Origin of the sequence: Larkinella terrae (assembly GCF_009668025.1) — a bacterium.
GTDB lineage: Bacteria > Bacteroidota > Bacteroidia > Cytophagales > Spirosomataceae > Larkinella > Larkinella terrae.
On sequence record NZ_WJXZ01000014.1, the window covers coordinates 631,600 to 650,061 of the forward strand.

Annotated in this window: 17 protein-coding genes; 9 read left to right on the forward strand and 8 right to left on the reverse strand. The window is 49.4% G+C overall.

Translation table 11 applies throughout. The features are described 5' to 3' along the window. Positions 1 to 15: 15 nt before the first annotated feature. The 3 genes from GJJ30_RS24435 to GJJ30_RS24445 all read left to right on the forward strand — a co-directional run bounded on the left by GJJ30_RS24435 (position 16) and on the right by GJJ30_RS24445 (position 3,915). The gene (locus GJJ30_RS24435; protein ID WP_154177805.1) at positions 16 to 1,293 is read left to right on the forward strand and encodes a hypothetical protein; all 1,278 of its coding nucleotides are present in this window, start codon (positions 16 to 18) and stop codon (positions 1,291 to 1,293) included. A gap of 114 nt (positions 1,294 to 1,407) precedes the next feature. Then, positions 1,408 to 2,826, forward strand: coding sequence for a WG repeat-containing protein (locus tag GJJ30_RS24440; RefSeq protein WP_154177806.1), 1,419 nt, complete (start codon positions 1,408 to 1,410; stop codon positions 2,824 to 2,826). 222 nt (positions 2,827 to 3,048) lie between these two features. Beyond that, the gene (locus GJJ30_RS24445) at positions 3,049 to 3,915 is read left to right on the forward strand and encodes a WG repeat-containing protein (RefSeq protein WP_154177807.1); all 867 of its coding nucleotides are present in this window, start codon (positions 3,049 to 3,051) and stop codon (positions 3,913 to 3,915) included. Here the strand turns inward: GJJ30_RS24445 and GJJ30_RS24450 are convergent. The 3 genes from GJJ30_RS24450 to GJJ30_RS24460 are packed head-to-tail and all read right to left on the reverse strand — an operon-like array spanning position 3,912 to position 5,815. Further along, positions 3,912 to 4,619: a hypothetical protein gene (locus tag GJJ30_RS24450; protein WP_154177808.1), complete on the reverse strand. Its 708-nt coding sequence runs from the start codon at positions 4,617 to 4,619 to the stop codon at positions 3,912 to 3,914. The genes GJJ30_RS24445 and GJJ30_RS24450 overlap by 4 nt on opposite strands. A 10-nt stretch (positions 4,620 to 4,629) precedes the next feature. After that, positions 4,630 to 5,472 carry a hypothetical protein gene (locus tag GJJ30_RS24455; protein ID WP_154177809.1) on the reverse strand — a complete coding sequence of 281 codons (843 nt, stop codon included), beginning with the start codon at positions 5,470 to 5,472 and terminating at the stop codon, positions 4,630 to 4,632. A gap of 13 nt (positions 5,473 to 5,485) precedes the next feature. Beyond that, the gene (locus GJJ30_RS24460) at positions 5,486 to 5,815 is read right to left on the reverse strand and encodes a PKD domain-containing protein (protein WP_154177810.1); all 330 of its coding nucleotides are present in this window, start codon (positions 5,813 to 5,815) and stop codon (positions 5,486 to 5,488) included. 223 nt (positions 5,816 to 6,038) lie between these two features. Here GJJ30_RS24460 and GJJ30_RS24465 point away from each other — a divergent pair, with 223 nt between their 5' ends. The 3 genes from GJJ30_RS24465 to GJJ30_RS24475 all read left to right on the forward strand — a co-directional run bounded on the left by GJJ30_RS24465 (position 6,039) and on the right by GJJ30_RS24475 (position 10,643). Beyond that, positions 6,039 to 9,761, forward strand: a complete 3,723-nt coding sequence (locus GJJ30_RS24465; RefSeq protein WP_154177811.1) for a PAS domain S-box protein — start codon at positions 6,039 to 6,041, stop codon at positions 9,759 to 9,761. A 12-nt stretch (positions 9,762 to 9,773) separates the two neighbouring features. Continuing rightward, positions 9,774 to 10,172 carry a RidA family protein gene (locus tag GJJ30_RS24470; protein ID WP_154177812.1) on the forward strand — a complete coding sequence of 133 codons (399 nt, stop codon included), beginning with the start codon at positions 9,774 to 9,776 and terminating at the stop codon, positions 10,170 to 10,172. 135 nt (positions 10,173 to 10,307) lie between these two features. Beyond that, positions 10,308 to 10,643 (forward strand): winged helix-turn-helix transcriptional regulator, encoded by a 336-nt coding sequence (locus tag GJJ30_RS24475; protein ID WP_154177813.1) that lies wholly within the window; start codon positions 10,308 to 10,310, stop codon positions 10,641 to 10,643. Positions 10,644 to 10,707: 64 nt separating this feature from the next. Here GJJ30_RS24475 and GJJ30_RS24480 read toward each other — a convergent pair whose 3' ends face one another. Beyond that, on the reverse strand, positions 10,708 to 11,502 hold the full coding sequence (locus tag GJJ30_RS24480; RefSeq protein WP_154177814.1) for an outer membrane beta-barrel protein: 795 nt from the start codon (positions 11,500 to 11,502) through the stop codon (positions 10,708 to 10,710). Between the two features lie 243 nt (positions 11,503 to 11,745). On the opposite strand from GJJ30_RS24480, the gene lysM reads away from it, so the two are divergent. Both lysM and GJJ30_RS24490 read left to right on the forward strand, forming a co-directional pair. Continuing rightward, the gene (lysM, locus tag GJJ30_RS24485) at positions 11,746 to 12,219 is read left to right on the forward strand and encodes a peptidoglycan-binding protein LysM (protein WP_154177815.1); all 474 of its coding nucleotides are present in this window, start codon (positions 11,746 to 11,748) and stop codon (positions 12,217 to 12,219) included. A 156-nt stretch (positions 12,220 to 12,375) separates the two neighbouring features. After that, a complete protein-coding gene (locus tag GJJ30_RS24490) occupies positions 12,376 to 13,194 on the forward strand; it encodes a hypothetical protein (RefSeq protein ID WP_154177816.1) in 819 nt (272 codons plus the stop codon). A 94-nt stretch (positions 13,195 to 13,288) separates the two neighbouring features. Here the strand turns inward: GJJ30_RS24490 and GJJ30_RS24495 are convergent, their stop codons facing one another. Beyond that, positions 13,289 to 13,654, reverse strand: a complete 366-nt coding sequence (locus GJJ30_RS24495; protein ID WP_154177817.1) for a VOC family protein — start codon at positions 13,652 to 13,654, stop codon at positions 13,289 to 13,291. 360 nt (positions 13,655 to 14,014) lie between these two features. On the opposite strand from GJJ30_RS24495, the gene GJJ30_RS24500 reads away from it, so the two are divergent. Continuing rightward, positions 14,015 to 15,934 (forward strand): tetratricopeptide repeat protein, encoded by a 1,920-nt coding sequence (locus GJJ30_RS24500; RefSeq protein ID WP_205880606.1) that lies wholly within the window; start codon positions 14,015 to 14,017, stop codon positions 15,932 to 15,934. A 92-nt stretch (positions 15,935 to 16,026) separates the two neighbouring features. Here the strand turns inward: GJJ30_RS24500 and rny are convergent, their stop codons facing one another. The 3 genes from rny to GJJ30_RS24515 all read right to left on the reverse strand — a co-directional run bounded on the left by rny (position 16,027) and on the right by GJJ30_RS24515 (position 18,460). Next, entirely contained in the window at positions 16,027 to 17,598 is a 1,572-nt protein-coding gene (gene rny, locus GJJ30_RS24505) for a ribonuclease Y (protein WP_154177818.1), read from the reverse strand. A 143-nt stretch (positions 17,599 to 17,741) separates the two neighbouring features. Further along, entirely contained in the window at positions 17,742 to 18,035 is a 294-nt protein-coding gene (locus tag GJJ30_RS24510) for a cell division protein ZapA (RefSeq protein WP_154177819.1), read from the reverse strand. A gap of 65 nt (positions 18,036 to 18,100) precedes the next feature. Next, positions 18,101 to 18,460 (reverse strand): hypothetical protein, encoded by a 360-nt coding sequence (locus GJJ30_RS24515; protein ID WP_154177820.1) that lies wholly within the window; start codon positions 18,458 to 18,460, stop codon positions 18,101 to 18,103. Between the last annotated feature and the right edge of the window lie 2 nt (positions 18,461 to 18,462).

An 18,462-nucleotide genomic window follows, 5' to 3' on the forward strand; every position in this document is an offset into this window, starting at 1 on the left:
CCATAAACTCAACGAATGATTTGTCAGACTGCCCGCAGGCTTTTGCTGCTTAGCGTTTTGCTGCTAACCAAACCGGTTTTTGCCCAAATCGATGCCGACTATCGGAAGAAACTCGATCAGGCTGCTTTTCAGATGATTAAGACAACGGTTGAATTCCTGACGACGGATAAAGAAACGTTTAAGGAGGTTCAAATTGCCCAGTGTAACTGTGATTCGTACGAAGGTCTGAGGGAATTTATTGCGAAAAACAAGCTCATCGGAGCGGATAAACTGGTCGAAGATGCCCGCCGGAGGGCGGCTCAGAATTTTGCGCAAATCAATCAGCCACGGACGGCGCTCGATGAAATCAAGGATTTTCTGGTTCAGAAAGTTGCCAGTGGTGACCGGGCCGGTCGTCAGCAATTGCCGGGATATAAAGCCTACGATACCGCCTTGACCAACTTCATCAACGCAGCGGTAACAACGGGCGCACCCGCTCCGGCCACCGTTCAACCAACTGAAAATCCGGAACCGACAACCCAATCGGATACGCCGGAACCGGTCGAAAAAACACCCACCCCAACCACTACAACTTCGCAATCAAACGGGAATTCTATGAATAGTTTGGCACTTATTTTATCCATTCTGAGTCTGGCGGGCGTCGCTTTTCTGGCATATCTTGTACTTAAAAACCGCCAGCCGCAGCAGTCGGCCCGGGATGTGCAGTTTGACTCTCAATTGGCAAAACTTTCGGATCGGATCAGTAAACTGGAGGTTCGTAAGAACCAGACGAACGAAACGTTTCAACTGAATTCGCAGCTGGAAGCATTGGAAAGGGCTGTCCGGCAATTGGAGCAGACCCGGGCCGAAAAACCGGTAGCACCCGTGGCAAAAGTGCCACTTGAGGTGGTCACACCGGTGCAGGAAATGCCGGAGGAAACCGATGCTCCGGCACGTCCGGTTAACCGATTCCGGCCTACTCCCGCTTTGCCCACAAAACCAACGGCGCTGTACGCCCGAACGGCTGATCTGGGCGACGGTTTTAGCGCCGGTGGTCTGTTGACGACGCCGGAACGCGATACGGTTTTTGACATAACGCTGCAGGACGATGCGCAGGCTACGTATCAGGTTTCGGAAAACGCCGATGCGCAGCGACTGGCGCTGAGTGATCCGTATTCCTACCTCAACGACGCCTGCGAGTATTTGACCCAGCCTAATCCAAACAGCCGGATTCGTACCGAACAGGCGGGCCGATTGACGCTGCAGGGCGACAAATGGAAGATTACAGAAAAGGCAAAAATTAGATTTATTTAGTAAATTAATTGCCAGTTTGAAATACCTGGTATCAAGGCAATAGAAAATATAACTATTTTGATAATTCACCACCCAGCCGGTATTCGCTACACCAAATAGGTTTTTACTGGTACAATGACTCTGGAAGAATTACGGGATCGAATAAAAAATGAAGTCGTTCTGCATGAGGGCGAACTGGCAGACTGGCAATGGCGGCAAAAAGGGCTGGTAGCCGAAGCCAGTGAGCTGGGAATCACCGATTTTACCCGATTGGTCAACGACATCAGCCGTCAGGTAAACCGTGATTTTGGTAAAATTCTCGACCTGAAAAAAAAGATCGTTACCGTTGCTCTTCAACGCCGGAAGAAGTTATCGGACGCCGATCTCAATCAGTTTGTTACCGAAGCCGAACGGGTTCAGCTTTCCAAAGCTTTTGTTACCGAACAATGGATACCGGCAATTCTGGCCGAAATACCGGATTCGCTGCTCCCGGCGGAAGCTGAAGCTTCGTCCCCCGTCAGCCCGCCCAACCCGCTTCCAGCGGAGGTAAAACCGCCCGTTCCGCCCACACCTGTTCCTGAACCACCCGCTGAAAAAGTTGAATCGATCCGGAAGAAAATCAGAAGTATTCTGGACGATTATGACAAACACATTCAGGCGCTGAGCCTGAAATTTCTGTTTAAAGCCGTGGATTACGATGAGGATGAACTGGCGGAGGAGATTCGGCTCTACCTGTCGGAACATTACTACGCATCGGTCAATCCGCCCCGGGGGAATACGCTCAAGGAAAAGTTGATTTCGACCGACTGGCGACACCTCAGCTGGTGGGAAAAAGAACAACCCAAATCAAACTCGGAATCAGCCGGTTACGTAAAAACCCAGACGGGTTATACCTCAATACCGACGGCGGGCAGTCAGGCACCGGCAAACCGCCCTATTCCTTCGCCCTTGCCACCGCCGGAAAAACCGCCCCAGATGGTGCCGCCACGGATTATTCCGCAGGAAGCGCCCCGGCGAAGAAGTTTTTCGGATGCGGCTTTGATCGGTCTGGCAATTCTGTCAGCCCTGGTTTTGATCTGGGTGGTTCTAAAAATAACGCGGGGCGGTGAGATCGACCCGGAACCGGATCCCAAACCGAAAAAGAGCCAGACGAGTCCTAAACCGGGTGCGGATCGAAATTCGAAAGGGAAGGGTTTGTCACACGGACGATCCAAAAAGGGGAAATCAGAAAGCAAGGAATCGAATCCAAAAGCGGATGAGCGCCTTTCCGGTTCGACCAAGACCGGCAGAAGCCAGTTCGAAGATGGGGAGCGAAAAACCGAAAAACCGGTTTCAGCAGCCTTCGATAAGGTCGATGAAAACGTAGGAGAATACGGTTTACGACCCGCCCAAAAAGGTAAATTTTGGGGATACATCAATGAGAAGAACAAATGGATCATTGATCCGCAATTTGATCTGGCAACGCCCTTTAATAATGGAAAAGCCAGCGTTGAACTGGATGGAAACCAATTTTTTATTGATCGGTATGGTAGCCGCATCCGGGATGATAACTGATTCTGAACGAAGCCGATAGCGATTTGTTTGAACCAGTTAGCATTGGCAGATCAAAGATTATTTTTATCAATTCGACAGATTAATAAACAGACATTGCCGTTCAAGGTTATTGAATCGGAAGGGGGGACCGAATACTTAAAAAATTATGAAGAGAATATGACTTTTCGTAACTTTTGGAAGTCTAAAAGAATGGGTTGCCTCGTTTATTAAATTAAGCCTGAAATGATCGATACCATTCATCAGAAAATACAAGAGGTTTTTGGCCATTATGACCGATACGTTCCGGCAGATGTAATCAATCGGTTGTTCGTGGCTATTCCTTACGATGAGACAGCCTTGACGCAGGAAATCATGGGATACCTGCTCGAACATAATTACGAAGCGCTTGAAACTCCCAAAGGTCAATCGTTGCGGGAACGGCTAATTTCGACGGATTGGCGGCAAAAAGAAGAAAAAAAATGGCTTTTAGAGCCTGAACCCGTTGAACTTCCGGCAACTGCCGAAGTGTCCGTAACTCCCGTATCGATCCCGTTCAGTCAATCCAATAAAATCCTGATTGCATTGGTCATTCTGTTTATGACCGTTCTGCTCTGGCTCTGGAAAGACAAACTTACCCAAATTAACAACGATGTCAGTCGCGTCGAAACGTCGGAAGTTGAGCCGATATCGAATGGCACTTCCGTTCAGGTCAGACAAACTATTAGCCAGCCTTCGACGGCCAAACTGGTGCGAAAAGCCGGGGTTTTGCCGGTTTCGGAAGGAACAGGTGCGAAAAATAACACTAATTTAATAGTTCCCGTCTCTGAAACCGGTCAGCCACTGGTTACTGAACCTTCCAATCCCGTCGAGTCGGTAAATGGAGTCATGACCAAACCGTACGATACCGTAGATGCTGAAATTGGTGACTTCGGTTTACGGGCGGCTCGTAAGGGCGGAAAATGGGGCTACGTCGATCAGAAAGACCAGTGGCACATTGACCCGGTTTACGACGATGTTACGCCTTTCCAAAACGGCAAAGCGACCGTTGTGTTGGACGGCCAGCAAATTGTGATCGACCGCGACGGCGCGCGCATTCGCGAAGAAAGCTAGCGGGAGGTTGCTCCGGCGCTCACGGTCAGATTTCGGAAAGTCGTTCCGTCGGTCGTTGAAACGAAACCGATTCCGTTTCCCTGATACTGCCGGAATTGATACGGGCTGGTCGGTATTTCCCGACCGTTAAGGTAAAAGTGAATCTGGTCTCCTTTTTTGCGTACCGTCAGGGTATTTTTGGTCGCCGATAACGGAATACCGGCCGGAACATAATCTCCCCGCATGTAGATGGTGTAACTCAGGCCGTTAATCACGTATTTAACGGAGACCTGGTTCTTGTTATTGATCCGAAAATGGCAATAATTCAGGGAGTCTTTAACACCGAGCAGCAAACCGGCATCGGGAATAATCCCGCTTGGCCCGGCCAGATCAACCTGCACCATGAACGTATCCACTTTGTTCAGGTTAATGGCGGGCGGCATTGGAATGTAACTGAAGGCGGTCGACTGGCTTTCAGTAGCCTGCTTGCGAACGCGGTATGAATTCTGGTAAAGATCGAACAAATAAGCGCCCCGCTGACCAATGCGCCAGCGGTTATGATTATCACTGAAATCGTCGGTGAGGAGACGGGTTGAGGCTGCCGACAATTTCGGTTTAATTTTGACGTGTACCCACGATCCGGAAGCCGAATAGACGCCAACCTGCGCCTGACTTTTACTGATCAGGCTCAACAGGACTCCCAGGAGAATAACAATACGAGTCATGACTTAGCCATTAAAATTTATAATTGAATACGGCGACCGGATAGTCAGCCTGATAGCCCAGCCGCAGGCTTACCTTTGGTTCTGCGGTTTTCGCGCGCGCGTGCTGGTTACGAACTCCTTTGATGAACGTGGCCACAATATCCGTAACCCAGATGGCCCCGGACAATCGGGTTGCCAGATAATACCGGTGGTGGTGACTGTTGGCCCGGTCGTAAAACGGTTGGGCGGTCGTTCGGTTGCGCTGTTGTTCATAAAGCGCATATTCCTCTTTCGACTTTTTTCGCTCGACTAACCCGTAAAGCATCAGCCCGTAGCAAGCCGCCGTTACGCCCAGCCGGTGTCCGATAACCGGTTTGGGCGATTGCACAAAAATATTACCCACGCCGGGAGCGACCAGCGACAGCAAGGCGAATTCAGGGCCGCCCGGCCGGTATTTCCGCTTCGATGTGTCGGCAGGCAGCGGCAGGCTGGGCTGAGCGGTTTTTGGGGCATTGCTCAGGGCAATTTTGACCAGAATTGTGGCCCGAATATTTTCATCCAGTTCAAAACCGTTTTCCAGCGCTTTCCAAATAATCCGCCGGTTGGTTCCCGGTTGAACGTCCTGCCCCCAGTCGCCGGAAATGTACTGGGCTGCGGGGTTCAGCAAACCGTTCGACTGGCTTCGGATTCGGAGATACACCGAGTCAGCAGGCTGATTGCCCGCTAAATCGTACAGAATTTCAACGGCCGATTCATCGATCGTATTGATGCGAATATTGGTGACAGCTACCTGACCGGTGGCCGGAAGGGCAGCTGTGAAAAGCAGAAAAACAAAGAAACGTTTCAGCCAGTGTGGAATGGGAGGAAGAGGCATAACAGGAGGGAGGCTAGTTGGTGACGGTTATCAGGCGCGAAACGGAAAATTTGTCGTCGCACTGATTGGCCAGAACCATAATGACGTTGTAGGTGCCGGGTTTGTCGTAAAACACCGTAAACTGCGTACCGGAGCGGTTTCGGCCGTCGCCCAACTCCCAGCCAACGGCGCCGATATCACCTTTCTGATTTTCTAAATAAAAAGTAACTTCCAGTTTGGCTGCCGTGAAACCGATGCTTCCCTCGGGTTTTTCACAAATAGGAAAATTCTTCTGATCCAGATCAAATGGTTCACAGGCGGCACAGCTCAAACTGATCAGAATCAGGGCAATAAAAACTTTCATCGTAGTTGGTTGGTATGCATGCGAAACTAATCAAATAAAGACAAACCTTGTTCCAAAATAATGCCATTCCGGCAACCAACCAAACGTTTATCACATTGCCGGTAATTTTTTGTAAATTTAACCAGTATTGTTCCCGTAATGACCGCGTGCCAAAACCGGTTGGTTTCGATCTTTAAATTCGACAAACCGGCTTGTTGCAACGCTCAAACACCCACACTTGATCATGTCCTGGTCTGCAAAAACAAAAAATGAACTGCTTGCCGAGATTCGGCGGCTGAGCAAAGAAGTAGATATCCGAGATTCGCTGGATGGAATTTCACAGCCGAAACACGCGTCGGTATTTGACGTCAGCAAAACGGTTGATCAATTGAATCTCATTGGTTTAACGATTGAAAAAGACGGAACCGTAACCTTTTGTAACCAATATACCTTACGGATTACAGCCTGGCAACCGGCCGATGTAATCGGCAAAAATTTCTTCGAGGTGTTTATTCCCGCGTCCGAACGGGTGCAGATGCAACGGGATTTCGACGAAGCGATTGCGCGGGATGGGGTGGTCGACCAAAAGGAAATCAGCCTGCTGGCCAAGAGCGGTGCCGTGCGGAATGTTCAGTTGAATTCGTTCATTATCAATACGATAGCGGACCATTCGTCGGTTGCGTCGTTCACCATTATCGGGGAAGATGTCACCAACAAGAAGCGCGTTGCCTCAGCCTTGTCGTATTCCAATTCGCAGTTGCAGGATCTGGTCGACAATACCAGCGATTTGATCCAACTGGTTACGCTCGACGGCAAATTTTTGTTTGTCAACCGGGCCTGGCGCGAAGTGCTGGAATACAGTTCCGACGAAATTGCGTCGCTGAACCTGCAGGATGTGTTGCATCCCGATTATGCCGACAGCACGCTTTCGCGGCTGCAACGTGTTCGTGACGGCGAAAAATTTCCGTATTTCGAGACGGTTTTTCAAAGCAAAAAAGGCAAAACCGTCTTCGTTTCGGGAAGTGTCAACTGCCGCTACGATCAGGGAAAACCGACCGCCTACCGCTGTATCCTGCACAATATTACGAGCCGAATCCGCGCGGAAAAAGCCCAGAAGCTCTACTACAGCATTGCCAACTGGACGCTCAATGCGCCCAATCTGGACGAATTATACCAGAATATTCACGATGAACTGAGCAACATCATCGACGCCCGCAATTTCTTCATTGCGTTGTACGATCAGAGTAAAAGCTTCCTTTATTTTCCGTATTACGTCGATGAATATTTCACCGGCATGCGGTTTACGAAGCGGAAGCTGGGCAACGGTTTGACGGAATACGCCATTCGGGCCAACCGGCCGCTCTTCCTGTATGAGCAAGACATTCAGCAACTGGCGGCCACGCAAAACCTCTATCTGTACGGCCAGGTCCCGAAAGCGATGCTTTGTGTGCCGCTCCGAATTGGCGACCGGATTACCGGAATCATTGGGGTGAAAGCCTACGATAAAGCCGATACCTACAACATCCGCGACCTGGAATTGCTGGAATTTATCTCGGGCCAGGTGGCGCTGGCCATTGCCCGGAAGCAGGACGAAGCGGCCATTAACAAGCAAACCGCCCGCCTGAACGCCATTTTCGACAGCAGTTCCCACCTGATCTGGTCGGTCAACAAAAGCTTTCAGCTGACTTCCTTCAACCGGAATTATACGCGTCTGATTGAGAACCAGTTGGGTGAGGTTCCGCAGGTGAACATCACCACCGAAAAGCTGGGCTGGCGGATCATCGGCAATGAAAACCGGCGGTTGCTGGAAGAAAAATACCGGCAGGCGTTTCGGGGCTTGCCCCAGACGGTGGAGCTTCATTATCAGACCACGAAAGCCGAAGCCTGGCTGGAAGTACACCTGAATCCGATCCTGCTTTCCGGTGGCGTTATCGAAGAAGTTTCGGGAATTGCCCGCGACATTACGGCGCGGAAACGAACCGAACTGGAACTCCGCGGAAGTGAGGAAAAGTTTCGGGGCATTTTCGACAATCTCCAGGATATTTACTGCCGCGTCGACCGGGAGGGGTTGATTACGATGATCAGCCCGTCGGTTTTGAAACGGACGGGCTATACCCCGGAAGAGGTTCTGGGTCAGCCCATTACCAACTTTGTCGACAAGCATGACATTCGCCGGGCGCTGGTCCGGCTGATCCGCAACAAAAGTCTGCGGAACTTCGAGGCAACGCTCCACCGGAAAGACGGCACGGTTCGGCAGATTATGCTTAACATGTTGACGCTGAACGATAAAAATGGCCGGGTCGACGAGGTGGCCGCGCTGGCACGCGACATTACCGAACTGAAGCGCAATGCGCAGGAACTGATGAAGGCCAAAGACGAAGCCGAGCGGTCTTTGAAAGTGAAAGAGCGGTTTTTGGCCAACATGAGCCACGAAATCCGGACGCCGATGAACGGCGTGATCGGTATGATCGACCTGCTGAACGACACGCCCCTGGATCAGGACCAGAAGGATTATGTGTTGACCATCAAAAAATCGTCGGAAACGCTGTTGAATATCCTGAACGACATCCTCGATTTGTCGAAAATCGAAGCCGGGAAGATGGTTTTGCACGAAGCGCCCATCCGGTTTGAGGAAGTGTTCGAAAAACTGGTTTCACTTTTCGGACAGCAAGCCAGCGTAAAAGGCAACAAACTGAGTTACCACCTGGCCGACGATCTGCCCAAATTTGTGATTGCCGATCAGACCCGGCTGCTGCAGATTCTGTCTAACCTGACCTCAAACGCCATTAAGTTTACGGAAAACGGGGCGGTAACGGTTCGGGCGTCGCTGGTGGGCAAAAAGGGCAAGTTCAACCGAATCAAGGTAGAAGTGAAGGATTCGGGCATCGGGATTGCCAAAGACGATCTGGGGCTGCTGTTCAATTCGTTTAGTCAGGTCGAGATGTCGTCCCGAAAATCCTTTGGTGGAACGGGCCTTGGGCTGGCCATTTCGAAGGAATTAGCGGCTTTGATGAAAGGAAGCATCGGGGTTGAGTCGGTTTCGGGACAAGGCAGCACGTTCTGGTTTACCATTGAACTGAAGGAAACGCTGATCAGTCCGACCAGTCAGAAATCCGATCAGCCCGAAATTTCCCTGCAAAATGTTTTCAAAGATCACCGCCCGTATCTGCTGCTGGTGGATGACAACGCCGTCAACCGGAAAGTAGCCAGCGAAATTCTGAAAAAATCGGGTTGCGAGGTCGATACGGCTTCGAGTGGGCAGGAAGCCATCGACAAAGTAACGGCGGCCATCACCCAAAAGGGCAAACCGTATGAACTGATTTTCATGGATATTCAAATGCCCGATATGGACGGCGTTGAAACCACCGTGAAACTCCGGGGCCAGTTTAACAACCAGTTGCCACCGGTTATTGCCATGACGGCCTATTCGATGCGCGAGGATCGGGACCGGTTTTTGAGCCAGGGCATGGACGATTACATTGCCAAACCCATTCGGGCACAGAGCCTGATTGCCAAGGTGAAGGAAACGGTAGATGCCCGGAAAGAATTCCGGGAAGCGGCCCAGATGCGTTCCAAACAACTGGAAACCATCCGCGAGCCGGAAATGCCGATGATCGATGCCGAAATAGTCGGTCAGCTGGAGCAGGTCGGCGGCTGGGATCTGGTGGTCTCGATTTACGAAGATTTTGAACTGGAAGCCACCACGCTCGTGCAGGAATCGATACAGGCGTTTGCCGTTGGCGATATACCGACCGTGAAGAGCCACCTGCACACGCTCAAAGGCAGCGCCGGAACCATCGGCGTGGCCCGGATTGCGCAGATTGCCCGCGATGCCGAAGCGAAATTAAAGGTAAGCGACATCAGTTCGCTGGCCGATGACTTGCAACTGCTGGATCGGGACTTTAAGGTATTTTTAAATGACTATAAAACCGCCCTGGAAAAGTTAGTGGCCGAGAAAGCCGGATAAATTGCAGACCTGATGCCAACCTCCCGTCAACTTATTTCGTCCGGCTCTCCCTGGGAGCCGATTGTAGGATACAGCCGTGCCGTTCGGATCGGCAATTTGATCGAAATCGCGGGGACCACCGCCATGGACGGAGATAAAGTAGTGGGACGTGATAACCTTTACGAACAAACCCGGTTTATACTACAAAAAATAGCCGCGATTCTAAACGAAGCCGGAGCCTCGTTAACTGACGTGGTGCGTACACGGATGTACGTTACCGACATTTCGCAGTGGGAAGAGGCCGGAAGGGCGCACGGTGAGTTTTTCAAAGACATCCGACCAGCCGCTTCGATGGTGGAGGTAAGTGCACTTATTTCCCCCGATTTGCTCATCGAAATCGAAGTTACGGCGGTTGTCAGTCCATTTGGATAACTAATTTCCAAATTAGCTGGCCTGATTGTAAAACCCGTTCGGTGTTACGGTTTAAAACTGTATTTTTGCATACATCAAAATATAATAACCTACTAATCAGTGTGTTACCCACCAATAGGTAAGTAAGCATAACGAATGATACCGGAGACAAAACAAACTAACGAAGAAATTATTCCAACCGAACTGATTATTAAAAAAGCCGTAGAGGTGATTTGCGGAAAATGGCGGATGATTATTATTCACCTGCTGCGCGAGAAAGTCCTTAGATACGGAGAAATTAAGCGGGGAGTCCCCGGAATCAGCGAGAAAGTGCTGGTTCACGAATTGAAACAGCTTGTTGAACTGGGAATGGTTGAAAAGGAGTCTTTTGGTGAAGTACCGCCCCGGGTCGAATACCGATTGACGGACAAAGGACGTACCATTTTACCGGTAGTTGATCTGTTAAAAGAGATCGGTCAGGCCTTCATGTAAGTTCGGAATGCTCGGACGCGGGCTTTCCGAACGAAACCGCCAGCGTCCGAGCCCACATTTCCTCTCAAAAATCAGCTAATTTATATCCCACCGCCAGCGTTGCGTACCCGATAAAACCGGTAATGCCGCGGTCATTAAATACTCCTCCAACGGGCAAACCGTAGCGAACATCGACTTCCAGTCGTTTCAGGAGTGTCATTCCCGCGCCGAACTCGACGCCAAAGTTGATGTTTTTTACCTGTAAGATACCCGCCTGTTCCGGATCGGTCAGGTCGACGTGGTCCGTAATGTTGGTGATTGTGTAGCCGGGAAAATTAATGCTGCTATTGGCTCCTACTTTGCCGGATGCGGTGCGCTCGGCTTCGGCTTTTTGCGTAACTAGTAGCGTGGGGCCGCCATAGACGCGCCACTTTCCTTCCTGCCACTGCTTGCCGATATAAATGGGAATTGTAATCGAATTCAGCGTCGGTTCGGAAGTTGTGTTTAAGCTGGCAAATAAGGTTCCGGGCGGTAAGCTGATGGGCAGGTTGACGCCGAACTCGGTAGCAGCGGCCACGTCAATCCGGTCGATGGGCGCTTTTTGTTTCAGTACCAGCGAAGAATAATTCACCTCGGCCTGCAGGAAAAACCGGTCGAATTTTTTCCGGATCCAGACGCTTCCCAGGTAACCAACCCCAATGCCATTGTTCGTATTCCGAATCCTGGGCACTTCCAGACCCGGCGAAATAGTCTGGGCCGGAATGATCGTAAAACCGTGGGTGAAGGTGCCTCCTCCTCTGATTCCCAACTCGATACTACGCTGTGCCTGTGCGTTTAACGTGATCAATAATGCAAGGAAGGCAACCCAATAAAATTTCATTCCGGGTAAAACAGTTACAGTTTGAAGCCGTGGTTTCGGCACTATTGACCAAAGAACGCAAAACTCCGTCAGGTCGTAAATAGATTTTCAACTTTTTTATCAACTATTGATTACCAACCCATACATTTAGCGTCTAAAGATAGGATCGTGAAGCTCGCCGGGCGTTCTTCTTCAAACAGTTCCGGTACCTTCGCAGTTGTTCTATTCAAACCCAATTCAAAGTCAATCAAACACACAAAGCCCATGGGACTGCTCAGTTTTTTCAAAGGCGTAGGAGAAAAAGTATTCGGTAAAGAACACGAAGCTCCTGCTGCCGAACCGGCCAAAGCCGCCGAAGTAGAACCGCTGAAAGCCAGCGCATTGCTTAACCACGTTAAGCAGCTTGGTCTATCTTACAAGAAATTGACGGTCAAAACCGCCGGTGATACGGTTGTTTTGGAAGGTGAAGTGGCCACGCAGGAAGACGCTGAAAAACTGGCGCTGGCGGTTGGTAACGTCGAAGGCGTTCATCAGGTTGATAACCGGCTGGTGGTGGATACGCCGGAACCGGAAGGTCAGTTTCATACCGTTGAATCGGGCGACACCCTGTCGGCAATTTCCAAGAAAGTATACGGCGACGCGATGAAATACGGTATTATTTTCGAAGCCAACAAACCGATGCTGAAAAGCCCCGACCTGATTTATCCGGGCCAGGTGCTGCGGATTCCGCGTTTGTAAAAGCCTTATTTAGCAGATTGGAAGGCGTCTCTATCTAGAGACGCCTTTTTTGCAGTGAAAATCATTCTAGATAAATATTTTATAATTTTTATTGTGTGTACATAAAATAAAAATTAATTTCGAGCCCAGTCCACACCAACATTTAAAATAGCAATTATGAAATTTTTATTCCGACTGATTTTGCCAATTGTCAGTTTATTGAGCATAACTGAGTCTTGTACCGTTCAGGATCATTTGAAGCCAGCGATAGATCCGTATATCAATTGTTTATTATCTCAGAAGAAGGATATGGATTTAACTCCATTAGAGGCAGGTTCTAACCTTACGGTCGGAGATGATTTTCCTAACGGCAATGGTACGGCTAAGATAGTTGACATTATCAATATTGATGGCCAAAATTATGCGATTTCTTCTTCTGGAGAAAATATAGACACTTATCAATATGATTCGAATAAAAAAATTATAACGCATACGCACAGTAACCGATTCATAAGAGGAGCAGAAACTTATTCATATGAATATGCTCCTAATAAATTGACTGAGAAATTTGTACACGAAGGGTGGCCAAGTGAGACAAGAACATATTCGTATGATCTAAATGAATATGGATTAATTCCTAAAATGGGAGTGACTTATAATGACGAAGGATATACAATTAATGATCATGGATCAAAGATTACCATTCTTAATGGAAACGCTATTAAAAGTGAATACTTAAGTGCTACTAGTTTTGCTGAATTCGATTTGACAAAATCTAATATACCTAATCCACTTCCTTTCTTTGGTAAAACAGATCACAATCTTATTCAAAAAAACACAATAGATTATGGGGGTTATTATCCATATAAATTAATAGTGGAATACCGTTACCAATTTGATAATGAGGGTAAGGTTACTAGACTCATTACGATTAGCAGATATTATGATGGCCATAAAAATATAGCAGCAAGATCGTATAAATATGGATGCAATTAAAGTTTTAAAATCTCAGAACTAAGCAATCTCAGCTAGGCAAAAGCGCCATTTACTAACCCGTCAGTAAATGGCGCTTTTGTTTATCAAAATCGTTCTATTCCGCCCTGAAATGCGGGTTTTCGATTATGCCCAGCACATTTCCGAACGGATCTTTCACACTGGCAACCTTGATATCTTCCCCCACTTCCTCGATGCCGGAATGCACGCTCGCTCCGTGGCTCATCAGATGTTCCCAGGCTTTCTCGATGTTCGGAACCCCCCAATAGGTGATCGTACTGCCGTCGGAAGGCTTAGCCGCCGGATCAAGGCCCAATTCATACCCAGCCACCGAAAAGCCTACGTAAAAGGGTTCGTCAAAATACGGTTTAACCCCTAAAATGGTTGCATACCACGTTTTGGCGTAGGTTAAATCGGGTGCCGCGTAAATCACAGTTCGTAGGCCCAGAAAAGCGGATGCCATATAAAACAGATAAGTTGCCCATACCAACAACCGCCGGATGGAAATGAAATGGAAAAATAACAAAAAAGATTAAATAGCACGTATAGAATTTCTTTTCCGGTTTATAACCCGTCAAGGAAACAGACAATTACGCCGGAATATCTTTTCGGGAGCTCATTCGGCCCCGGAGCGGCAAGGTATTTGCGGGAATCATCAGAGGCTGGTTTTGGGGTAATTCCTGCTTCCATGTCGGGATTTGCGCCCTTCCGGCTATTGACTTTTGGCGGAATCTTACCAATTTTACAAATAAGTTTCCCGACAAAGAGTTGTTTCGCAAAACAAACATAAGATTGCTGTTCCAAACTGACCTGCCCTGTTCGTATGTCTAAAAAAAACCAGTCCTCATCGGGTCAAAAACCGCTCATTCGTCCCACTGCGGGTGGGGGTAACAAGCCGGCACCGCGTCCGGTAAATGCAACTACCCGCCCAACTGCTCCGGCGGCTAAACTACCCCAGGCTGCACCCGAACCGCTGTCGCCCCGGCCGGTTCAGTGGCTCTGGGCGCTGCTGGTTGCCGTTGCGGGTTTCGCTCTGTATATCAACACGTTTAATCATGGGCTGGCGCTTGACGACATTGCGGCCATCACCCAGAATCTGTTTGTTCAGAAGGGAACCGAAGGCATTCCCGACCTGCTCAAGACGGAATTCTGGCATTTTAGTAATATCTCGCTCGGTTATTACCGCCCACTGGCGCTCATTACGTTTGCGCTGGAAAAAGAATATTTCAACGGCGATCCCCACATCAGCCACATCATCAACGGAATTGTGTACGGAATGACCGGTTTTTTTCTGGTGATCCTGCTGCAGAAATGGATGCCGGGTCGCACAGTGCTGACGACGCTGATTGCGCTGTTGTTTATGGCCCATCCGCTTCATACCGAGGTAGTTGCTAACATCAAAAGCCGGGACGAAATGCTGAGCTTTCTGTTTATCACGCTGGTGATGCTGACCTACTGGAAATACCTGGAAACCCGGCAGATTGGCTGGATCGCGTTTTCGGCGTTCTGGATGTATCTCACCTATTTGTCAAAAGAATCGTCGCTGGTTGGTCTGGGCCTGATTGTCATCATGCAATACACCTTTGCCAAACGCAATTTCTTCCAGTCACTCATCAGCATCTGGCCGTACCTGGTCATAACCGGCCTGTTTTTCTGGCAGAAAAAAGCCATGATCGGCACGTTGAGCGGGAATCCGCCGGTCGACTGGGCCAATTATCCATACGCCCTGCAAAACACCAAATTCCTAACCACCTTCAAGTTCTTTGCCCAATACCTGCGACTGCTGATTTTCCCGCTGCATCTTTCCTACGACTACTCTTACGACGTCATTCCGTCCGGCAAACTGAGCGATTGGGAAACCTTGCTGGGGCTGTTTTCCTTCGGTGGGCTGGCCTGGCTGGCGTGGAAAGGCTTCTGGAAGCGGACGGTTTGGGGCTTTGGATTAACCTGGATGTTCATTACGATGACGCCAGGGCTGGGCTTCGTGTTTTTAAGGGGTGGTATTCTGGCTGAGCGGTTTTTGTATTCGCCGATTCTCGGCTTCGTCATGGCCGCCGTTGTGGGGCTGGATCTGTTGCTGGCCAATCGCCTGAACCTGTCCGAAACGATGCCGGTGCTGAAACGCTACGGGGTTTTAATTGGCCTGTGCGTAGTCGTTGGCGGGTTGTTCAGCTTCCGAACGGTGGTGCGCAATGAAGATTGGAAAGATAACTTTACCCTCTTCAACAGCGGCCTGGATTACGCGTCCAATAGTTGCCAGGTAAACCGCCACGTGGCCAACGAGTGGATTAACAAATGCGCGGAAGAGAAAGACCCGAAGCAAAAGCGGATTTACTTTAACAAGGCGATCTATCACCTGAAACGCTCGACGGAGATTTATCCCGGTTTTGGTGAAGCCTTTTTCTCAATTGCCTATTCATATCAGAAGCTGATTCCAAACCGGGATTCGGCGGTTTATTACTACAAACAGGCAATTCGGGCTTCCTCAAATTACGCCCCCGCCTACAACAATCTGGGCGTGATTTACCAGAATGAACGGCGGTATCATCTGGCTTCCTACTTCTACAACATGGCAATGATGGTCAATCCGGCGTATCAGGATGGCAAGAATAACGCGGCAATTATGAAAAACCAGTTGGGTCTGGATGTGAGAATTTTGCCGGATAGTTTGAAAAACGAAGCCGTTCTGCCAGCCGCTCCAATGCCCACGGCCGTTCCAGCTCTGCGGTTTCCGGTGAGATAGTTAGTTTCTAGTTTAAAGTTCAGGGTTTATAGTTGCTGATACGAATATTACATGATTCGGCAACTATAAACCCTGAACTTTAAACTAATTTACTATTTCGCGTACGCGACCGACCGCATTTCCCGGATAACCGTTATTTTGATCTGGCCGGGATACTGCATTTCTTTCTCAATTTTCTGCGAAATATCGAACGAAAGTGTGTTGGCTTTTTCGTCGGAAACATTCTCCGCATCGACCATAACGCGCAGTTCACGACCGGCCTGAATGGCGTAGCATTTGGTCACGCCCTGAAAATTCATGGCCAGTTCCTCGAGTTCTTTCAGGCGTCGGATGTACGATTCCATCATCTCACGACGGGCACCCGGGCGGGAACCCGAAACCGCATCACAGACCTGCACAATGGGCGAAATCAGGGTTGTCATCTCGATTTCATCGTGGTGAGCCCCAATGGCGTTGCAAACTTCCGGATGTTCCTTGTATTTCTTCGCCAGCTCCATCCCCAAAACCGCGTGCGGCAGTTCAGCTTCTTCCGGCCAGACTTTCCCAATATCGTGCAGCAGACCCGCGCGCTTGGCTAATTTGGCGTTCAAGCCCAGTTCGGCGGCCATGGTCGCGCAGAGTTTGGCGACCTCGCGGGAGTGTTGCAGCAGGTTCTGGCCGTAGCTGGAGCGGAACCGCATCCGGCCGATCATCTTGATCAGCTCAGGGTGCAAACCGTGAATGCCCAGATCGATCACCGTCCGCTCGCCAATTTCGACGATTTCGTCTTCGATGTTCTTGCGGGTTTTGGCCACAATTTCTTCAATCCGCGCGGGGTGAATCCGGCCATCCTGCACGAGCCGGTGGAGCGACAGACGGGCAATTTCGCGCCGAACCGGATCAAAACCGGAAATGATGATCGCTTCCGGCGTATCGTCCACAATGATTTCAACGCCTGTGGCGGCTTCGAGCGCCCGGATGTTCCGGCCTTCGCGGCCGATCACTTTCCCTTTGATATCGTCGCTTTCAATGTTGAAAACCGATACGCAGTTTTCGATGGCGTGTTCCGTTGCGGTGCGCTGAATGGTCTCAATCACCACTTTTTTGGCCTCTTTCGTGGCCGTCAGTTTGGCTTCTTCCACCACACTTTTGATGTAGGACGAAGCTCGCGAATCAGCTTCGGCTTTCAGGGCATCCACGAGTTGTTCGCGGGCCTGTTCGGCGGTGAGGTTGGCGATTTTCTCCAGGGCTTCCACCTGTTGCTGACGCATGCGCTCGGCTTCTTCCCGGCGTTTGCCAATCGACTCCTGTTGCTGATCCAGTTTGGCTTTCTGTTGGTCGAGTTCGGCCTCTTTGCGTTTGCTTTGATCGGCCTGTTGCTGGAGCTGTTGTTCGCGCTGTTTGAGTTTGTTCTCGTTGGTAATCAGAATGTTCTTTTTCCGGTTGGTGTCTTCTTCAAACTCAGCTTTTAATTTCAGGTACTTTTCGCGGGCTTCCAGAATGCGGTCTTTCTTGATATTTTCGGCCGTCAATTCGGCATTTTTGATGATCTCCGCCGACCGTACTTCGGCATCTTTCTCACGCTGGGCAAACAGGCGGCTCAGTAGCTTCCTGCCAATGTAGATGCCCACCGCAATCGAAAGCATATCCGACAGGAGCATCACCCAGAAATCAATTTTATTCATGGTCCGTAGACGTTTGTGTGAAAAATATATTTCACAGATCACTACAGTACCGAAAAACGAAGCAAGCCAACTGCGGGGCAGTCAGCGACAGAAGTGTACGGGGAGAAGGCGGTTATCGCGTTTGGTTTTCTACTTTGTGTCAGTTAAGTAGTTAACGTCGAGTCAATTAGCTCGTCTAAACGGTTTATCCTTTGTGTTATCGTTTCTTGCAGTACCACTTTTTCAGTGCGCGCTTCGAGCCATCTTACGGTATTCATGACGGCAATAACCGCCAGAATATCCACATCGTCGCGCTTTTTCTTCTTATTTTTTTCCTCCAAAAAACGTTCATTGACGAGACGTCCGGCTTCCCGGGCGGTTTCTTCGTCTTCAGGAAGAACGCTAAGCGGATAGTTCCGGCCTGCAATTCGGATATTTATTGACAATAACTCTTCCATCCGTACGGCTTGTCCAACCGGCACCGAAAACGCGACCTGCGCCTTCGATTTGCCAATAATCTGATTTATGACAAGTCACTCAAATAGGCAATACAGCGATCCAATTCTTCGATGTATGCCGTCAACTGTTGCTTCAATTCGGCAGTAGTCTCTGCGTCATTGTGTTTGTTATTTACAATCTTAGGAATATTTGTTGGTTTTGAAAACTCTTTTGGCGAATTATTCACCATTTTTTCCAATTGCCTCAGTTGATTTTGCTGTTTTGTTACTTCGTTGGTCAATTTTATACGTTCCCGCTCCAGTTCTGCCTTCTCCAGTTCCAGCGCCAGGATCCGTTGCCGACCTGCATGGACCATCTCGGCCAGGCGAAATGCCTTGGCCTCCAAAGAGTCCATTTGTAACAAAACCGGCGATGTCTCGCTCATGA

Coding starts and splice junctions, on each gene's coding strand:
- GJJ30_RS24465 (WP_154177811.1), top strand. CDS start 6,039: ATGTCCTGGTCTGCAAAAACAAAAAATGAACTGCTTGCCGAGATTCGG.
- rny (WP_154177818.1), bottom strand. CDS start 17,598: ATGAATAAAATTGATTTCTGGGTGATGCTCCTGTCGGATATGCTTTCG.
- GJJ30_RS24510 (WP_154177819.1), bottom strand. CDS start 18,035: ATGGAAGAGTTATTGTCAATAAATATCCGAATTGCAGGCCGGAACTAT.
- lysM (WP_154177815.1), top strand. CDS start 11,746: ATGGGACTGCTCAGTTTTTTCAAAGGCGTAGGAGAAAAAGTATTCGGT.
- GJJ30_RS24455 (WP_154177809.1), bottom strand. CDS start 5,472: ATGCCTCTTCCTCCCATTCCACACTGGCTGAAACGTTTCTTTGTTTTT.
- GJJ30_RS24490 (WP_154177816.1), top strand. CDS start 12,376: ATGAAATTTTTATTCCGACTGATTTTGCCAATTGTCAGTTTATTGAGC.
- GJJ30_RS24435 (WP_154177805.1), top strand. CDS start 16: ATGATTTGTCAGACTGCCCGCAGGCTTTTGCTGCTTAGCGTTTTGCTG.
- GJJ30_RS24470 (WP_154177812.1), top strand. CDS start 9,774: ATGCCAACCTCCCGTCAACTTATTTCGTCCGGCTCTCCCTGGGAGCCG.
- GJJ30_RS24480 (WP_154177814.1), bottom strand. CDS start 11,502: ATGAAATTTTATTGGGTTGCCTTCCTTGCATTATTGATCACGTTAAAC.
- GJJ30_RS24495 (WP_154177817.1), bottom strand. CDS start 13,654: ATGGCATCCGCTTTTCTGGGCCTACGAACTGTGATTTACGCGGCACCC.
- GJJ30_RS24500 (WP_205880606.1), top strand. CDS start 14,015: ATGTCTAAAAAAAACCAGTCCTCATCGGGTCAAAAACCGCTCATTCGT.
- GJJ30_RS24515 (WP_154177820.1), bottom strand. CDS start 18,460: ATGAGCGAGACATCGCCGGTTTTGTTACAAATGGACTCTTTGGAGGCC.
- GJJ30_RS24440 (WP_154177806.1), top strand. CDS start 1,408: ATGACTCTGGAAGAATTACGGGATCGAATAAAAAATGAAGTCGTTCTG.
- GJJ30_RS24460 (WP_154177810.1), bottom strand. CDS start 5,815: ATGAAAGTTTTTATTGCCCTGATTCTGATCAGTTTGAGCTGTGCCGCC.
- GJJ30_RS24475 (WP_154177813.1), top strand. CDS start 10,308: ATGATACCGGAGACAAAACAAACTAACGAAGAAATTATTCCAACCGAA.
- GJJ30_RS24450 (WP_154177808.1), bottom strand. CDS start 4,619: ATGACTCGTATTGTTATTCTCCTGGGAGTCCTGTTGAGCCTGATCAGT.
- GJJ30_RS24445 (WP_154177807.1), top strand. CDS start 3,049: ATGATCGATACCATTCATCAGAAAATACAAGAGGTTTTTGGCCATTAT.